Below are 16,307 nucleotides of genomic sequence, written 5' to 3' on the forward strand. Positions count from 1 at the left end.
CGTAAAAGGCTGTAATTATACTGTACATTCATACAGTATAGTAAAGTGACGGAGGCAGCATGGATTACGAAATCAGGCAGGAACAAAAACGCAAGATAGCCGGTTTCCACATGGTCGGTCCATGGGAACACACCGTGAAGCAGGGTTTTGAACAACTGATGACGTGGGTGGATCGACAGCGGATCGTGCCAGTTGAATGGATTGCCGTCTATTACGACAATCCAGATGTCGTACCTGCAGAAAAACTCCGCTGCGATACCGTGGTGTCCGTGGCAGAGAATTTCATCCTGCCGGACAATAGCGAAGGCGTAATCGTGACCGCCATTGAAGGCGGCGAATATGCCACTGCTGTCGCGCGAGTGGAAGACCGTGACTTTGCGAAGCCGTGGGAACGGTTTTTTGATGTCCTGGAGCAGGATAGCGCTTATCAGATAGCCTCTGCGCCCTGTTTTGAAACCTATCTGAATAACGGCATGGAAGATGGATACTGGGATATTGAAATGTATATTCCGGTACAGCGGAAGTGAACGACTGGTTTCCTGGCTGAAAAGAGCGGACGGATAATGTGTTCCGTCCGCCAGTGCGCTATTTTTGCTATAAAGCAGGTACAATGCATTTTTTGCCATTCCCGTAAGGAGCGCAAGCGTGCGTGCCGATAAGTCATTAAGCCCTTTTGAAATACGGTTGTACCGTCATTATCGCATCGTGCATGGCATACGTATCGCCCTGGCGTTCATTCTTACCTTTCTGCTGGTTCGTCTGTTTTCTATTCCCGAGGGCACATGGCCGCTAATCACGTTAGTGGTGATTATGGGGCCCATCTCATTCTGGGGAAATGTAGTGCCTCGTGCTTTTGAGCGCATAGGCGGTACGATTCTGGGCGCGGCGTTAGGGCTGGTGGCGCTACGCCTGGAGCTCTTTTCCTTACCGCTGATGCTGGTGTGGTGTGCGATAGCGATGTTTTTGTGCGGCTGGCTGGCCTTAGGGAAAAAACCGTATCAGGCGCTACTGATAGGCATAACGCTCGCCGTTGTTGTCGGCGCTCCCGCTGGTGATATGGATACGGCATTATGGCGTGGCGGGGATGTGATTTTGGGGTCGCTACTGGCAATGTTGTTTACCGGCATCTGGCCCCAGCGCGCCTTTTTGCACTGGCGCATCCAACTGGCTCATTGCGTCACGGCGTATAATCGGGTGTATCAGGCAGCGCTGTCGCCGAATTTGCTGGAGCGCCCCCGGTTGGATAAACATTTGCAACGGTTGCTGAACGATGTCGTCAAAATGCGCGGGCTGATAACGCCTGCCAGTAAAGAAACCCGGATACAAAAATCTATTTTCGAGGCCATTCAGACCATCAACCGCAACCTGGTTTGTATGCTTGAATTACAAATCAATGCCCACTGGGCGACGCGCGCCAGCCATTTTGTGATGCTTAACGCGCACACATTGCGTGAAACCCAGCAGATGACGCAGCAAACCTTGCTAACGATCGCCCACGCGTTGTTTGAAGGCAACCCGCAGCCGGTACTGGCAAACACCGGTAAACTGAATGATATTGCTGCCGAGTTGCGGCAGCTAATGAACGAGCAGCAGGGCGACGCGGTGGCTGAAACCCCCATCCACGGCTATGTTTGGCTAAGTATGGAAACTGCCCGACAGTTGGAACTGCTTTCACATTTGATCTGCCGGGCTTTGCGCAAATAAAAAGCAGATGGGGCGAATGAATTTGTTGCTGCTTCGATTCAGCAAAGATTAAGAGTATGATACTAATATAAGGATAAAATGAGTGCTACTGGCAACGATTTTATCCCCGAACCTTCAGGTTTCCCCAGACGGCGACGTAACGGTGTTTCCTCTGGCGGCTTGAAGTATGACGGGGATAAACGTAATGTTTATCCACTAGCAGTTGCTTAACGAATCCGAATCTCACATTATCAGGGGTGTAAAAATGGAAACAACCAAGCCTTCTTTCCAGGACGTGCTGGAGTTTGTTCGTCTGTTCCGTCGTAAAAATAAACTGCAGCGTGAAATTCAGGACATTGAGAAGAAGATCCGTGACAACCAGAAGCGTGTGCTGCTGCTGGACAACCTGAGCGACTACATCAAGCCAGGTATGAGCGTTGAGGCGATTCAGGGTATCATCGCCAGTATGAAAAGCGACTATGAAGATCGCGTTGATGACTACATCATTAAAAATGCCGAAATCTCCAAAGAGCGTCGCGACATTTCCAAAAAGCTGAAAGCGATGGGCGAAATGAAACACGCCGATGTAAAAGCCGAATAATGCGCTACGGCAGTGGGAGCGTATATCAGGCTCTCACTGCAGTTTGACCCCGCCTGTGACCATCTTGAGTAAATGTTGTTTTGGCCAGTGTCGGGTAAGTTTTTTCTCTGCCAGCTTACCTTTCAGGCGCGCAATATCATGACGTTTCCGGTCCAGCATCAGACCCACCACGCTACCGCTATGTGCCACGTTCAATCCGTATAAATCACACTCTTCGACCAGCGACAACAGGGCGGTAAATCCTGGCTTAGGTAACAGCGTCTGGCTGGCGATAGCGCTAAGCGTAGCCGCCTCACCCAGTCGGAGCGGATTTTGCGTTATACAGGCTTCCTGCACCAGATTCCAGGCCTGCTGCAAGGTTGCTGAACTTGCTATTAATTTCTGCTGGCGAGGGAGACGGTGGTAATCTTGCGTGCGCAGTGTGACCGGACTTTCCAGTACCAGCAAATCGATTGGCGGCGGTGGCTCGCAGGCGATTTGCGTGACCGCATTATTATGATCAAACAGCGTTAACTGATGAAAAACGATGCTATCAGTGGGTTCGATTGAGACGCAAAGCTGTGCAAGGGTGGTTTCATCCAGCGAATGGCCAAGATGATGCGCCGTTGCCACCGCCGTAGCGGCAATATCTGCGGTGCTGCTGGCCATGCCTTTGGCAACAGGAATTGACGAACGCACATCGACGCGAATCTCGTTACTCCAGTGCGCAGGATACTGCCAGTGCGCCAGAACGCGCTCCACCATCGCCCGCGACAATGGGCGTTCGTTTACCAACGGCGGCGCAGCCGTGACTGCTACGGTGCTGTACCAGTCAACGGGGCAGGAGACCAGTTTCTCACTGCCCAGAATCCATCCCTGGATAAGTTCCCCGCATGAGGCGGGGCATTGCGCAACAGCCACGTTATCACCTTTCAGGTACGAATAGTGTGCGCGCATAGTGTCATGGTAAAAGCATTATTACCATGACTTGCCGCAATGCGTCGTTTAACCCTCTCAGGCTGGTACACAAAGCCCTTCCGTGGCCGGTAGCGCAATGCGCATAACGTCTTGTGCGATCATTAACTCTTCGTTGGTGTTGATGACGGCGACTTTCACCAGGGCGTTCTCCGTCTGGATAAATGTCGCATTACGCTGATTTTTCTCTTCATCAACGGCTAAGCCCAAAAATTGCAAATTATGGCACACCGCCGATCTGGCGCGCGCTGAGTTCTCGCCAATGCCCCCAGTGAATACCAGCGCATCCAGTCCTCCCATTTGCATAATATAGCTGCCAATGGTGGCGCGAATGCGTTCGGCAAACAGAGTGAGAGCGAGTTTAGCCTGCCGGTTACCGGTATTGGCTGCCTGTTCGACATCGCGGTAATCAGACGACACGCCAGAAACGCCCAGCAAGCCTGACTCATTATTTAATAACTGATTCAACTGTTGCGGCGTTTTGCTTTCGCGCTGGGCTATCCACGGCAGAATAGAGGGATCAATATCTCCGCTACGGGTGCCCATCATCACGCCTGACTGCGGCGTAAAGCCCATCGACGTATTGACCGAACGCCCGTTCTTGATGGCGCAGATGCTGCTACCGTTTCCAAGATGACAACAAATCACCCGTAATGCGCTGAGTGGTACGCCCAGCTTTTCCGCCAGAACGCCGCTGACATACTTATGGCTGGTGCCATGAAAGCCATAACGGCGAATCCCCAGTTCCGCGTAATAATGCCAGGGAAGCGGGTAAATATAGGCGGGTTCATCCAGCGTCTGGTGAAATGCCGTATCAAACACGGCTATGGAAGGGGCATCAGGCAACAGTTGACGAAAAACGTGAATACCCAACGCGTTTACCGGGTTGTGAAGCGGGGCCAGTTCAGCAAGACGTTCGATTTGCGCTAACGTTTCATCCGTGACCAGCGTCGAGTCTTTAAAAAACTCACCGCCGTGCGCCACACGATGGCCCACCCCGTCAATGTCCCGCAGACTGTTAATGATTTGATAACCCAGCAGCTTTTCCAGAAGCAGCGTTACCGCATCGCGATGATCGGCAACGGGGACGGTTTCCTGCCATTTTTGGCTGTGCGTCTTAATTGTCACCTGCGCATCCGCCATTCCAATACGCTCAATCAGCCCCTGACAGAGCATGTCGCCCTGCGGCATCTCCAGCAGCTGGAATTTTAACGATGAGCTGCCGGCGTTAATGGCCATTATTTTGTAAGACATAAAGGTTCCTTCGAATTCAGAAAATCCAGCACGGCGTCGAGACCCGAGTTATTCAGCGCGCTGGTAATAAAAATCTGCCGGGCGCCAGCCTGCGTAAGCCATTCCGCAACCAGCGAATTACGCTGCGGGTCGGCGAGATCGGCCTTGGTGACCAGGCCAATCGTCGGGCGGTTCATCGGGGCGGTAAACCCCGGAGAAAAGGGCGACCACTGGGCGTCGGCGTTCAGCACCAGGGCGATAACGTCGGCCTCGCAGGCGCTGGTCAGCAGGGCGCTATACAGGCAGCGGTTCTCCAGGTACTCGCCCGGCGTGTCGATGGCCATCGGCGACCATTCAATCGCCTGGGTTTTCTTATAATGGAGCGCTTCGCCGCGCAGGCTTTGGGTCAGCGAGGTTTTGCCGCACTGGCTGGGGCCGATAAACATCAGACGCTTCATTGAATTACGTCCGGGTGATCGAACAGGTGGTGAACTGCATCATTTCGCCCAGGGTGCGCGTCACCTGCTTGAGGGCATATTGCACAGCAGAAACATCGCCAGTCAGCACCACCGCGCCGGTAAAGCGGTCAAGAAACCCAATCTCCACCGCGCCGGATTTGGTAGCAATATCGCAGGCAATAATAGATGCTTCGCTCGGCGTGATGGTAAGGATGCCAATGGCGGACACCGCATCCTGCAGGCCCAGCTTCTTAAAGAGATCTTTCCCTGGATTAGCAATCAGGTGCGCGAGAGTGACCTGTTTCCCCGGCACGTATTCCTGAATCATGCGATCCGTTGTCGGTTGTCTTTCCATTATCCCTCCACCATCTGTCGCCACATGGCTTCATGCGGGCGTGGGATCACCGAACGGTAAACCAACAACCCTTTCTCGCCCGCGCTTTCGCTGGCAACCGTCACGGCGTTATTGACGTCAGAAACGTCGCCCGCCACCACCATGTAGCATTTACCGCCGATGCCGAAGGCCATATGCACCCGCACCAGGGTGACGTTTGAGCCTTTTACCGCCCGGTCTGCGGCGCTAATGCAGGCCGCTACGCTCCAGGTTTCGACGATACCTACCGCCTGGCGCTTATCGACGCTGTTCAGGCCGCTGATGGCCGGAAGTACGCTGGGATGAATATTGGCCAGCACCAGGCTGTCGACGAGCATCTCGCCGGCCTGCGACGTACCGGTTTCAATGGCCTGCTGGATAGCGCCGATATCGCCGCCCAGCATCAGTAAAAACTTACCTGGGCAGATGGTCTTACTGACCAGCAGATTAACGTTGGCGCTTTTCAGCATGGCATCACCAAGCTCCATGCCTTTGGCGATGCTGGTGAGTTCTAAAATTCCTATAGCCTGAGACATGGTTAACCTCTTACAACCGTGATGGCCTGTTCGCTGATGGCCGATACAACGCCGTCGATGCTGGCGTGAATCGGCGCGCCTAATGCACCTGCCGGGACATCGGCAACGCATTGCCCGCGCGTCACGCGCTCGCCGACGGCAACAGTCGGTACTGCGCTGGCACCAATATGCTGGCGCAGCTGCAAAGTGACTTTTTCTACTGACGGCTCTTCTTCAACCAGCGGCGCTTCCTGGTACCAGGGGCTTAGTCCCAGTTTGGCGATCAGCCGCTTCACCGGCACCAGGCGATATTTCGCCATCTCGTCGGCCGGATTCAGCGGCCCTTCGTAGCGCTGGTTTTGCGCCCGTAGCTCGCGTTTTAACATGCGGTTGATGCGCATCGGCGAGATCCCCACCGGGCAGGCCACGCTTTCGCAAACGTTGCATTCCGAGCAGGTAAGGGCGCTCAGCAGCAACTGCGGCGTGGCAGCCTGGTGAAAGTTCACCGCCCGCACCAGCAGGTGCGGGGAGAGTTCGTGGCCGATCAGATGCCGTGGGCAGAGATCGGTACACAGTCGGCACTGTTCGCAGACGGTGCGCGCGACGGAAAGCACCGTGCGCTCGTCCTGCATTCTGCGCTGGATAAGCAGATGGCTTTTGGGGAGCACCAGCAGGCCGCCGGTAGTTTTCGTCACCGGGTTATCAAGAGAGGTAATCAGGCCACCCATCATCGGGCCGCCGTTAATAAAACCAGGATCGTCGACCGTTGCGCCGCCCGCCAGCGCCAGCACTTCATGCAGTGACATGCCGATAGGAACGGTAACGGTCAACGGTCTGGCGACCGCGCCGTTCACGGTCAACGTGCGACGAGTGACCGGAAACTGCTGCTCGACCGCCCGGGCAATATTCAGCACCGTTTGCACGTTATTGACGACCACGCCGACGCTGGCCGGTAGCGCAGCCGGGGCGACCCGACGACCGGTTGCCATCCAGATAGTCAGCACCTCATCGCCCGCCGGATAAACATCCGGCAGAATATGCAGGCGGATACCGGCGGGCAGTAGCGGGGTAAGGGCGTCGATGGCCCGGCGGTATTTTTCTTTCAGGGCAATCACCCCTTCGCGCGCGCCGGTCGCCGTCATGGCGTACTGTACGCCGCGCACAAGGCGCGCAGCTTGCTGCCACATCAGTTGCTGGTCAACTTTGAGCATCGGTTCACACTCGGCGGCGTTCACCAGAAAAATCTCTACCTGCGCCTGTAGTTTGACGTGAGCGGGAAAACCTGCGCCGCCCGCACCGACAACGCCCGCTACGCGGACGCGCTCACGAATTTCATCGGCGCTAAGGGACATTTCAACGCTGTTGATGGCGGTGCTCATAGCAGTTCCTCCAGCAGTTCACGAATTTCTTCGGCGCTGGCCGGGCGCGGGTTGGTGCGCAGCGTAACGTCCGCCAGCGCGGCCTGCACCATCGCCGGAATGCGTGCGGAAAAGTTGGATCTTCCTTCTTTAAGCGCAACGGCCAGTGAGGGAAGGGCGCAGCGTTGCTTAAGCAGTTCGATTTGCTGAATCAGCGCATTGATCGCCGCGATATCATTGGCTTCTGCCGGGCAAAAACCGCAGGCTTTGGCCAGCCGCGCGTAGCGTTTGGCGGCGCGCGGAACGCCGGCGTTAAAACGGATAACCGTGGTTAACAGCAGGGCGTTGGCCAGGCCATGCGGCAGATGAAACTGCCCGCCAAGCTGGTGGGCTATCGCGTGGTTAAGCCCCAGCCCCGCCTGGCTGAAGGCCATCCCGGCGAGCGTTGAGGCATTGTGCATTTTCCCGCGCGTCGCCACGCAGTCGCCTTTTTCCACCGCCGTGGGCAGATACTGGAACACCAGTTTGGCGGCTTTTTCCGCTGGCGCGTCGGTAAAGTCGCTGGCGCGCGGTGACACCCAGGCCTCCAGGGCGTGGGTCAGCACGTCCATGCCGGTGTTGGCGGTAATCTGCGGCGGTACGCTGACCACCAGCTCCGGGGCGAGGATCGCCATATCCGGATACAGCGCATTGTTGAACAGCGGATACTTGATGCCTTTATCCGGGTCGCTAATTACGCAGGCGCTGGTCACTTCCGAGCCGGTGCCGCTGGTGGTCGGGATCGCCACGCAGGTTTCGATGTTGATCCCGCTCTGCTGGCTAAACCAGACAATCGCTTTCGCCGCGTCCATTGCCGAGCCGCCGCCAAAACCGATTACCACCTGCGGTTGCAGAGCCTGCATTTGCGCAATGCCCTGCACCACGGTATGGATGGTGGGGTCCGGCGTTATCTCGCTAAAGACGCTGATGCGGTTATCTGCGGGCAGCGCGTTACGCAGGGTATCCAGCAGCGGAGAGCGCGCCAGAAAGCCATCGCAGATTATCCAGATGTGCTTATTGGTAAAGCGCTTGAGCACCGCCAGACTGCCCTGACCGCTGTACAACCGCGTTTGTAGTGAGAAGGTATTCATCGCGACCTCGGTTAGCGAATAGAAAAGCCGTTGGTCAGTACGCAGCGCCGGGAGCGGGCAAAAGTACGCGCTGACGTGGTCCCTTCACCGGTTGGTGTGGCGATAGTGAAGGTGGTAAAGCCTTCGCCGCCGACGCCGATCCCGGCATAAGAAGGGCCGTTTTTGACGAATATCGAGGTTTGCAGGGTGCGGGCCGCGAGGTTCAGGCGCGACACGTTCTGCGAGTGCATGATCGCGGTGTGATGCAACCCCTCTTCAACCTTCAGGGCCAGTGCCAGCGCGCTATCGAAATCGCTGACTTTTACCACCGGCAGCATCGGCATCAACTGTTCGCTGGTGACCCACGGATCGTCAGCGTTAACCAGCGCAATCAGCAGACGCGGCGCTTTTGCCGGGACAGCGATCCCGGCGGCTTCCAGCATGGCCGATGGGCTCTTGCCGACCAGTTTTTTATTCGCCTGGCCTTCAGGCAGGCAGACGGCGCGGAGTTTGTCGGTATCGGCAGGGCTTAGCAGCAGCGCGCCGAAGGTTTGCATTTGCTGTACCAGACGCTTGGCGACGCTCTCCACTACGATCAGGCTCTTCTCGGCAATGCAGGGCAGGTTGTAATCGAATGACGCGCCGTTAATGATATCTTCCGCCGCTTTCACCAGGTCCGCTGTTTCATCGACGATGCAGGGCGGGTTACCCGCGCCCGCGCCAATCACCTTCTTACCGCTCTTCATGCCCATTGCCACAATGCCCGGACCACCGGTAATCGCCAGTACTGCGATGCGCGGGTGGGCCATCATCTGCTGGGTCGCTTCGAAGGTGGGTTCAGCTACAGTCACCACCAGATTGCGGATGCCGCAGCAGCGGAAGGCAATCTCTTCAATCAGGCTAATCAGCTTCAGAGAGACCTTTTTCGCGCCCGGATGCGGGCTAAAGTAAATACTATTGCCCGCCGCCAACATGCTGATGCTGTTATTGATGATGGTTTCCGTCGGGTTGGTGCTTGGGGCGACCGAACCGATAACGCCAAACGGTGAGTATTCAAACAGCACCATGCCGCCGTCGCCGGTCAGCGCGGTGGTGGTGAGATCTTCTACGCCCGGCGTGTTGTCCAGCGCAGCCTTGTTTTTGAGGAATTTATCTTCTTTGTTGCCCATCCCCGTTTCATTGGCGCTCTCTTCCGCCAGGGTCGCCAGCAGCGGCGTCAGCTCCTGACGCATCGCGCTGATGATAGCGCTGCGGGTTTTCAGCGGACACTGCTGATAACGTAAGAACGCCTGATGCGCGGCGTCGATAGCCTCGCTCACGGACTGGAAAATCCCTTTGCCCTGAGGCTGGGCCGGCGTTTGCGTCGGCGTGGTTAATTGCTCGCTAAGAATGGTGCGAATCAGGGTTTCGAGTTCAGAAGTATTCATTGATGAGTTCCCACGTTAATAGCCGCGATGGCGGTCTGTGCTATGTCCATGTCCTGCTCAACGCTGCCGCCGCTGATGCCAAGACCCCCAATTAATATGCCGTCGCGCCACAGGGCGTAACCGCCGCCAAAGGTGACCACTTTTCCCTGTAAATGACTTTCCAGACCGTAAAGCGCGGCGCCCGGCTGAACGATATTGCTCAGCTCATGGGTCGCCGTTTTCATCGCCACTGCGGTCCAGGCCTTTTTCGGCGCCAGTTCGCTGCTGACCAGCAGGGTGTCCGGCATCCGCCAGGTCACAGTTTCCGTGCCGTGCGCGTCAACGATGCTGACGACTACCGGAACCTGCAGTTGCTGCGCGCGTTCAACGGCGGCGCGGGTGAGCTGGTGCAGATCGTGGAATGAGAGGGCCACGGGCGTCGTCTCCTTGCTGTGGGGCGGCTGGCAGGCAGCCAGATAGCGCTTGCTAACTTCACGGATGATGTTGGCCTGGTGCGCATCGCTATCTTCCGCGCGGGCCAGGGCGTACAGGCAGTCCGATAAGCGGTTGATGTAGCGCATCAGCACCTGGCGTACGTTGACTTCAGTTGTCAGTTCAACCAGACGGCGTTCGGCGCGGCGCGCCAGCGTGCGGGCAAAATGTAATCGGCTCGCGGCTTCGCAGCGTCCGGGTAAAATAAAGCTGTGCAGCGGTTCGACGCGGGCCATTGCCCGATCGATAGCGGCTTCCAGGGCCGAAATCTCTTCGCTGCTGATGTAGCGCTGTTTGGGCGACGGCTGCTCGCTGTCGCTGGCCAGCTCTGCGCTAAACCAAAAAAGTTGCTGCTGGATGGCCTCGAGTAAGGTGCGGTGGTTTTCATCCGCAGCGGCGCAGGCGCACAGGCTCAGCGCGGCATTCAGCTCATCCAGCGTGCCGTAGGCTTCAACCCGCGGGTGCGTTTTGCTCACCCGCTGGCCGGTAAACAGAGATGTGGTGCCTGCGTCACCTGTTCGGGTATAAATCGCCATAACCGCCCCTTAACGCGAAAGCGTATCTACAATGCCGACAACGGCGAGGTCAATGGCCTCATTTGGCCCGGAAAAAACGTGCCTGGCGCTGGAGCCGCCGCTGAGCAAAACCAGTTCGCCTACGCCCGCGCCGACGGAGTCCACGGCCACTTCATCGCCGGAGGTGGGCGAGGCGGGGAGTTCGCCATCGGCGCTGACCCGACGCACCAGCAGCAGCTTTTTCCCAATCAAAGAAGGTGATTTTTGCGTGGAGACAACCGCGCCCGTGACTCGTGCCAGATGCATGATTTACTCCTGCTTAATTAATTGAATATTCCGCGCATTGGCCGCGTCACGCGCCATGGCCGTCACGATGCATTTGCGGTGGATAACCAGACGCCCCTGGCTTAGCAGCGCGACATCGCGATAGCTCAGCACCGAACCCGCGTACAGAACCAGCGGCAGTCCGCGCTCATCGGTGAATACCACCGGCAGACGAGCCAGTTTTTTGACCGGGATAACCGGCAGCAGCTGGCTGTGCAGGCTGAGCTGCACGCGGATGCCAAACGCCAGCGCGTCGTGAATTTTCCGGGCTGCGGCATCGTCGGTTTCCGCATCCGCAAGCTGACCCAGCAGCGGCAGGTCGACGAGCAGGATGCGCAGCGACGCGTGCTGACAGAACAGCGCTGGGCAGTCGGCATCGCGAAGCTGCGCAACGCTCAGCGTCGCCGTGCTCTGGGCACGGCGCTGCAGCCGGGAGACAATCTCCTCGACAATGCGCTGCAGAATTTCGCCGTTCATCGCGGGCCTACCAGCCGGGCAAAGGCCTGCGGGTTATCGGCACCTGCGGCGTTGGCTTCATCGGTATCAATGTGCATTTCGAGGCGCATGTCCGGTGAAACGCGAATCGCCACATTGTTGAAAATCAGCCCGCGCTCGTCGCCTTCAATCGCTACCGAAACCCTATCGCCGTGGGAGACCTTCAGGATCAGCGCATCAAGCGGCGACATATGAATATGCCGCTGCGCGACGATAACCCCGGAAGATAATTCCAGTTCGCCAAAGGGGCTGACCAGGCGGATGCCCGGCGTCCCCTTCAGGTTGCCGGACATTCTCAGCGGCGCCGTAATCCCCAGTGTTCTGGCATCGGTACGCGATATTTCTACCTGGCTTACCGAGCGCAGCGGGCCGAGCAGGCGCACATTTTTGAGCTGCCCTTTCGGTCCCACCAGGGTGACGGTTTGCTCCGCAGCATATTGTCCCGGCTGCAGTAGCGCTTTTTTTTCGCTGATGGGATGTCCAGGAAATAGCTGCTCATAATCCTGCGCGGACAGGTGGATATGACGGTTTGAGACGCCCAGAGGAATAGGCCGCTGGCGCATCTCGTCGAGAACTTTACGGACCGTTGATTGCAGAAGCTCTTTATCCATTACGCTTCACCTCGCTTGCCAGAATGAATGCAAAGCGTACGAGGTTCGCCCTTCTGGCGCGGACATTTTGGATCCAGACACAGATTGCAGCTGACCAGTTCTGATTCCTGCGGGGCCTCTTCGGCTGGCGCTTCAGAAACGACATCAGCTATCTCTGACGCTTCAGGCTCAGGTTCTATGACGGAGGGGGAGGGAGCCTCTGCGAGCAGGATCCCTTCTCCGGGCCTGGCGATAACCTTGTGGGCCACCAGGCCATTCCGCTGTTCGGCGAAATGCGCACCGGTGGTGATGGCCGCCTGCACGGAGGCCACATCACCGGTAATTTTAATCACCATCCAGCCTGAACCATTGGTCTTTTCGAGGGCGAGCAGCGTGATAGAAGCGGATTTCGCCATGATATCGGCGCAGCTGATAGCCAGTGCCAGACCACAAACTTCAAGTAATCCCAGTGATTGCTTCACGCGGTGCTCCTTATTCGCCATCGATTAGGCTGATTTCGGTAAAATGGCCTCAACATCACTGTGCGGACGCGGGATAACGTGGCAGGATTTCACTTCACCCACGACGCTTGCCGCCGCGCTGCCTGCATCTACGGCTGCTTTAACCGCGCCGACATCGCCGCGAACCATGACGGTAACCAGGCCAGAACCAATTTTTTCGTAGCCCACCAGCTGTACGTTGGCGGATTTAACCATTGCATCGGCGGCTTCAATGGCGCCGACCAGCCCTTTTGTTTCAACCAGTCCCAGTGCGTTATTCATACTGCCGTTCTCCTGTGATTAAGCATGGAGATCCCGAAAAGGGATCCCTTTGACCAGCCGTGCCGCGTTATTACCGGTATTGCGATGGGCCAGACTGTCCTGATGATGCATCAGCGTAAAAAGCGGCGCCGATGCGGGTAAATTCTTGTAATGTACGACCAGCGAGTGTCGATCGCAGGCAATGCCAACCAGCAGCGGCGAGCTACGCGCCGCCTGCCAGGCGCTGTCAACGACATCTCCAGCTGGGTGATGCTGAAGCAGGAAAGGGATGCCTTCCTCTTCGATACCCAGCAGCACTTCGTGCCAGAGGCTGGCGCAGTCGTTGATAACGGTAATGACGATAGCCGGGGCGCTGTGATTACTGTCCATGCGCAAACTCCTTGTGCCAGGAGAGAATCAGGCCGGTGGCTACCGCGTTTCTTGGGCCTTCGCTACCGCGAATATTTCCCCGCCCGGCGACCAGGCGGTAGTGCGCCAGCGCATCGGTGACCAACTGCGGAACTTCGAAATCCAGCGACGAGCCGCCGACCAGCACCACGAACGGAATATCGCGAATGTTGCCGGTTGGACTGACCTGGCGCAGCGCGCGCAGGGCGTTGGTGACAAAGACGCGCTCTTTGGCGCTGCGGCGAATGGCGCGCACTTTTTCCAGCGCTAAGTCGCCGGGAAGCGGCACCAGTTCGTCCGGTTTCACCACGCAGACGCGGGCGAACACCGCAGGAGGCAGCGGCGTCGGGAAGAACTGGACGCTGCCGTCCTCGTGGCGTAAGTGGAACAGGCTTTCGACCTTAGCCAGCGGGTATTTTTTGATCTCTTCCGCCAGATAGCGGTCTTCCAGCCCCAGTTCGCGGGCAATAATCATCGTCACCATGTCGCCTGCTCCGGCGAGATGGGTGGCGATGATTTCGCCTTTAGGGTTGATGATGGAGGCATCGGTGGAGCCCGCGCCGAGGTCGAGGATCGCCAGCGGTCGGGTGGTACCCGGCGTGGTCAGCGCGCCCAGAATGGCGGCTTCAGCCTCAGCGCCGCCGATCTGCACGTCGATATTAAGCTTCTGCTCAATTTCACGGGCAATCATCGCCATTTGCAGACGGTCTGATTTCACCATCGAGGCGATGCCGACGGCCTGCTCCAGCGAGAACTCCCCGGCCAGACCGCCGGTGACGCTCACCGGAACCGAGGTGTCAACGGCCAGAAGATCCTGAATGAAAATCTCGCTGCTGGGCTTATTGGTTAGCTCGGCCATGGTCTGGCGCACGTGCTCCAGCATGCCGCCGATATTGGTCCCGGCCTCGCCGGTGACGTTGTCGAGCTTGCCGCAGCCGTCCACCGCTTTCATGATAGCTTCGGCACCGGCGGCAACATCCACGCGCACGGTACGACCCTGAGCCTGCAGCTCCAGGTTACCGGCGGGTATTGCGCGCGCTTTGACGTCGCCGGATGGCGTTTTAACGACCACGGCGGAACGGTTGCCAATCAGCGCGCGCGCCATCGGGACGATGTTTTTCGTCTCATTGGCGTTGAGGTTGAATACGGTGGCGATGCCGTAAGGGTTGGAGAGGGTTTCGATAACCTTCCCCGGCACGGCGACTTCAATCGCCGCCAGCATCCCCAGCGGAATGCGGTCGATGTACAGAACCTCGTCAACGATCGGCAGCGATTTTTCCAGCCGGTTGCTGACCAGTACGCCATCGTCGCGCTGCAAAATGACGCCGGTAATCTGGTATCCGGCGCGCATTGAGGCGTTGATAACATTGGCGATGTCGGCAAAATCGAATGCTGATGACACCACCAGAATATAGGACGAGTCCGCCGGGCGGGTTAACAGCTCCTCCGGCGTAATCGTGATACCCACACCAAGGCCTACTCCGCCCGGCGTTTTGGGGTTATGGCCGATCATTGTCGATTCGGTGATGATGGTTTCGGTAATGGTTTCCATCGCCACATCGCCAATCACCGGCGTGGCTTCGTTAATGCGGATGAGCGAAATATCGCTGACATTGATCCCCGCGCGCTTTGCGACGAGGGCGAGCGCTTCCTGAATGCCGAACACGTTACGCAACGTGCCTTTGATCCCGGTCGTTTCCGCCAGTGCGCTGTGCGTAATCGTCAGCGCGCCAGCCTCATCCTGCCGCGCCAGGGCGACTTCCGTCGATGAGTTACCAATGTCAACGCCAGCTATATATCGCATTGTCTACCCCTAAAGTTAATCGTCGCCTTTGAGTTTTTTACGCTCGACATACAGCGTTGCCGCTTCGCGAACGAAAGCTGCGCAGATCTTCGCCTGATAGCGGTTTTCGAGATCGTCGGCGATAGCCATCAGCTCTTCTTTCGTCGAGCGATAGGGGCGAAGGGCGTTGTAGATTTCAAGAATGCGATCGTCCGGTACCGCGGTCAGTTCGGCGGCGCGTTCAAAGTTCATCGCCAGCCGGTCGCGACCCGCATCTTTGGCGATAGAGGCCTGTAAGCGCAGGGTTTCCGGGGTAATACGCATATCCTGAGCGGTGACTTTATTGCTCAGCACGTTTTCCAGCGTAAAGTCGTCCAGCGTTTTATTGGTGGCGGTTTTCACCCATTCCGGGTGTTTGTTCGCCAGCGGGTAGTCGCTGACCTTTGCGCTGCGGGACGTGCCGCCTGCCGCAGGAGCCGCTGCTGGCGCATCGCCCTGCAGGCTGTTCATGCGGCTCAATACGTCCCGAACCATCGATTCAATTGCGTCGGTATTCATGGAGTTATCCTTTATCAAAGCGCCACGCGCAGTTCCTGCGGGTTTTTGCCCGTCACGACGTACTTGGTCTCTTTAATGTGCAAAATGGCCGACTTTGCCTGGTACTTCGGGCGTGCCATCTGGTCATTCAGCGTAGGGACCGGCTGCGGTGATTCGCGTTTCGCATAACGGGCGGCGTTTTTACCAATCTGACGGTAGGTTTCCAGCGTCAGCAGCGGTGCTTGCGGGAACAACTCCAGGTTGGAGAGCGGCGGTAGTCCCTGCTGGTGGATAACCGTAGTGCCTTTCGACTGGATGCCGATGGAAATGCCGGAGCCGCTCAGGCGGTTACCTTCAACGGCGACGAACGCCACGTCGGAAGATTTAAAGCAGCGAATCACGCGCGCTCTGATACCTTCTTCTTCAATACCGGCAATGACTTCGCGCAGGATGCTCTTATGCGGTAAGCCGACGATATTAACAGTCTGTGCCAGGCCAAATGCCGGGCCGACGGCGATAATGACTTCGTCCTGCTGAGTACCCTGGCGCGCTTCGCCCACTTCGGTCAGAAAGCCGTCGCCCGCAGGCGCAGCGGTCTGTGGTGCTGTGGATGCCGCAGGCGCATTAAACGAGACGGGTTTATCGCTGCCCTTCATATCGCGGAGCACGTCTTCAATTATCTGGCGCAGCAATTTTTCATTAATTTCCATTT

21 protein-coding genes are annotated in these 16,307 nt (G+C 57.3%); 3 read left to right on the forward strand and 18 right to left on the reverse strand.

All coding sequences use genetic code 11. The features are described 5' to 3' along the window. The first annotated feature begins 59 nt into the window (after positions 1–59). The 3 genes from sbmC to J4728_RS06770 all read left to right on the forward strand — a co-directional run bounded on the left by sbmC (position 60) and on the right by J4728_RS06770 (position 2,284). Positions 60–527, forward strand: a complete 468-nt coding sequence (sbmC, locus tag J4728_RS06760; protein WP_000384326.1) for a DNA gyrase inhibitor SbmC — start codon at positions 60–62, stop codon at positions 525–527. Between the two features lie 118 nt (positions 528–645). Then, positions 646–1,704: an FUSC family protein gene (locus tag J4728_RS06765; RefSeq protein WP_001200854.1), complete on the forward strand. Its 1,059-nt coding sequence runs from the start codon at positions 646–648 to the stop codon at positions 1,702–1,704. A 244-nt stretch (positions 1,705–1,948) separates the two neighbouring features. Next, positions 1,949–2,284: a DUF496 family protein gene (locus J4728_RS06770; RefSeq protein ID WP_000450405.1), complete on the forward strand. Its 336-nt coding sequence runs from the start codon at positions 1,949–1,951 to the stop codon at positions 2,282–2,284. Between the two features lie 33 nt (positions 2,285–2,317). On the opposite strand, the gene pduX is transcribed toward J4728_RS06770, so the two are convergent. The 18 genes from pduX to pduD all read right to left on the reverse strand — a co-directional run bounded on the left by pduX (position 2,318) and on the right by pduD (position 16,305). Continuing rightward, on the reverse strand, positions 2,318–3,184 hold the full coding sequence (pduX, locus tag J4728_RS06775; protein WP_208211467.1) for an L-threonine kinase PduX: 867 nt from the start codon (positions 3,182–3,184) through the stop codon (positions 2,318–2,320). 93 nt (positions 3,185–3,277) lie between these two features. Then, positions 3,278–4,492 carry a propanediol utilization propionate kinase PduW gene (gene pduW, locus J4728_RS06780; protein WP_000120643.1) on the reverse strand — a complete coding sequence of 405 codons (1,215 nt, stop codon included), beginning with the start codon at positions 4,490–4,492 and terminating at the stop codon, positions 3,278–3,280. Next, positions 4,477–4,929 carry a propanediol utilization protein PduV gene (gene pduV / locus J4728_RS06785; RefSeq protein WP_000826273.1) on the reverse strand — a complete coding sequence of 151 codons (453 nt, stop codon included), beginning with the start codon at positions 4,927–4,929 and terminating at the stop codon, positions 4,477–4,479. The genes pduW and pduV overlap by 16 nt, the downstream gene beginning before the upstream one ends. A gap of 4 nt (positions 4,930–4,933) precedes the next feature. Next, on the reverse strand, positions 4,934–5,284 hold the full coding sequence (gene pduU, locus J4728_RS06790; protein WP_000441104.1) for a propanediol utilization microcompartment protein PduU: 351 nt from the start codon (positions 5,282–5,284) through the stop codon (positions 4,934–4,936). Beyond that, positions 5,284–5,838 (reverse strand): propanediol utilization microcompartment protein PduT, encoded by a 555-nt coding sequence (gene pduT / locus J4728_RS06795; RefSeq protein WP_000075777.1) that lies wholly within the window; start codon positions 5,836–5,838, stop codon positions 5,284–5,286. Before pduT ends, pduU begins: the two co-directional genes overlap by 1 nt. Before the next feature lie 2 nt (positions 5,839–5,840). After that, entirely contained in the window at positions 5,841–7,196 is a 1,356-nt protein-coding gene (pduS, locus tag J4728_RS06800) for a cobalamin reductase PduS (protein WP_023238902.1), read from the reverse strand. Further along, complete coding sequence (pduQ, locus tag J4728_RS06805; RefSeq protein ID WP_208211469.1) at positions 7,193–8,305, reverse strand: 1-propanol dehydrogenase PduQ; 1,113 nt, start codon at positions 8,303–8,305, stop codon at positions 7,193–7,195. Before pduQ ends, pduS begins: the two co-directional genes overlap by 4 nt. Before the next feature lie 11 nt (positions 8,306–8,316). Continuing rightward, complete coding sequence (pduP, locus tag J4728_RS06810; protein WP_208211471.1) at positions 8,317–9,711, reverse strand: CoA-acylating propionaldehyde dehydrogenase PduP; 1,395 nt, start codon at positions 9,709–9,711, stop codon at positions 8,317–8,319. Beyond that, positions 9,708–10,718, reverse strand: a complete 1,011-nt coding sequence (gene pduO / locus J4728_RS06815; RefSeq protein ID WP_208211473.1) for a two-domain cob(I)yrinic acid a,c-diamide adenosyltransferase PduO — start codon at positions 10,716–10,718, stop codon at positions 9,708–9,710. Before pduO ends, pduP begins: the two co-directional genes overlap by 4 nt. 9 nt (positions 10,719–10,727) lie before the next feature. Then, positions 10,728–11,003, reverse strand: coding sequence for a propanediol utilization microcompartment protein PduN (gene pduN, locus J4728_RS06820; protein ID WP_000549825.1), 276 nt, complete (start codon positions 11,001–11,003; stop codon positions 10,728–10,730). Between the two features lie 3 nt (positions 11,004–11,006). Continuing rightward, positions 11,007–11,498 (reverse strand): microcompartment protein PduM, encoded by a 492-nt coding sequence (gene pduM, locus J4728_RS06825; protein WP_053445054.1) that lies wholly within the window; start codon positions 11,496–11,498, stop codon positions 11,007–11,009. Beyond that, the gene (locus J4728_RS06830; RefSeq protein WP_208211475.1) at positions 11,495–12,127 is read right to left on the reverse strand and encodes a phosphate propanoyltransferase; all 633 of its coding nucleotides are present in this window, start codon (positions 12,125–12,127) and stop codon (positions 11,495–11,497) included. The genes pduM and J4728_RS06830 overlap by 4 nt, the downstream gene beginning before the upstream one ends. Next, positions 12,127–12,609 (reverse strand): propanediol utilization microcompartment protein PduK, encoded by a 483-nt coding sequence (pduK, locus tag J4728_RS06835; RefSeq protein WP_077248491.1) that lies wholly within the window; start codon positions 12,607–12,609, stop codon positions 12,127–12,129. The genes J4728_RS06830 and pduK overlap by 1 nt, the downstream gene beginning before the upstream one ends. A 3-nt stretch (positions 12,610–12,612) precedes the next feature. Further along, entirely contained in the window at positions 12,613–12,888 is a 276-nt protein-coding gene (pduJ, locus tag J4728_RS06840; protein WP_001057755.1) for a propanediol utilization microcompartment protein PduJ, read from the reverse strand. Between the two features lie 18 nt (positions 12,889–12,906). Further along, on the reverse strand, positions 12,907–13,257 hold the full coding sequence (gene pduH / locus J4728_RS06845) for a propanediol dehydratase reactivase beta subunit PduH (RefSeq protein WP_000377964.1): 351 nt from the start codon (positions 13,255–13,257) through the stop codon (positions 12,907–12,909). Then, on the reverse strand, positions 13,247–15,079 hold the full coding sequence (gene pduG / locus J4728_RS06850; protein WP_208211477.1) for a propanediol dehydratase reactivase alpha subunit PduG: 1,833 nt from the start codon (positions 15,077–15,079) through the stop codon (positions 13,247–13,249). Before pduG ends, pduH begins: the two co-directional genes overlap by 11 nt. Positions 15,080–15,094: 15 nt before the next feature. Then, entirely contained in the window at positions 15,095–15,616 is a 522-nt protein-coding gene (pduE, locus tag J4728_RS06855; RefSeq protein WP_001090600.1) for a propanediol dehydratase small subunit PduE, read from the reverse strand. Between the two features lie 14 nt (positions 15,617–15,630). Continuing rightward, positions 15,631–16,305: a propanediol dehydratase medium subunit PduD gene (gene pduD, locus J4728_RS06860; RefSeq protein ID WP_000405049.1), complete on the reverse strand. Its 675-nt coding sequence runs from the start codon at positions 16,303–16,305 to the stop codon at positions 15,631–15,633. Positions 16,306–16,307: the final 2 nt, after the last annotated feature.

The sequence above is a fragment of the Salmonella sp. 32070601201500089SM genome, from assembly GCF_017573605.1.
In the GTDB taxonomy this organism is placed as follows: Bacteria; Pseudomonadota; Gammaproteobacteria; order Enterobacterales; family Enterobacteriaceae; genus Salmonella; species Salmonella enterica.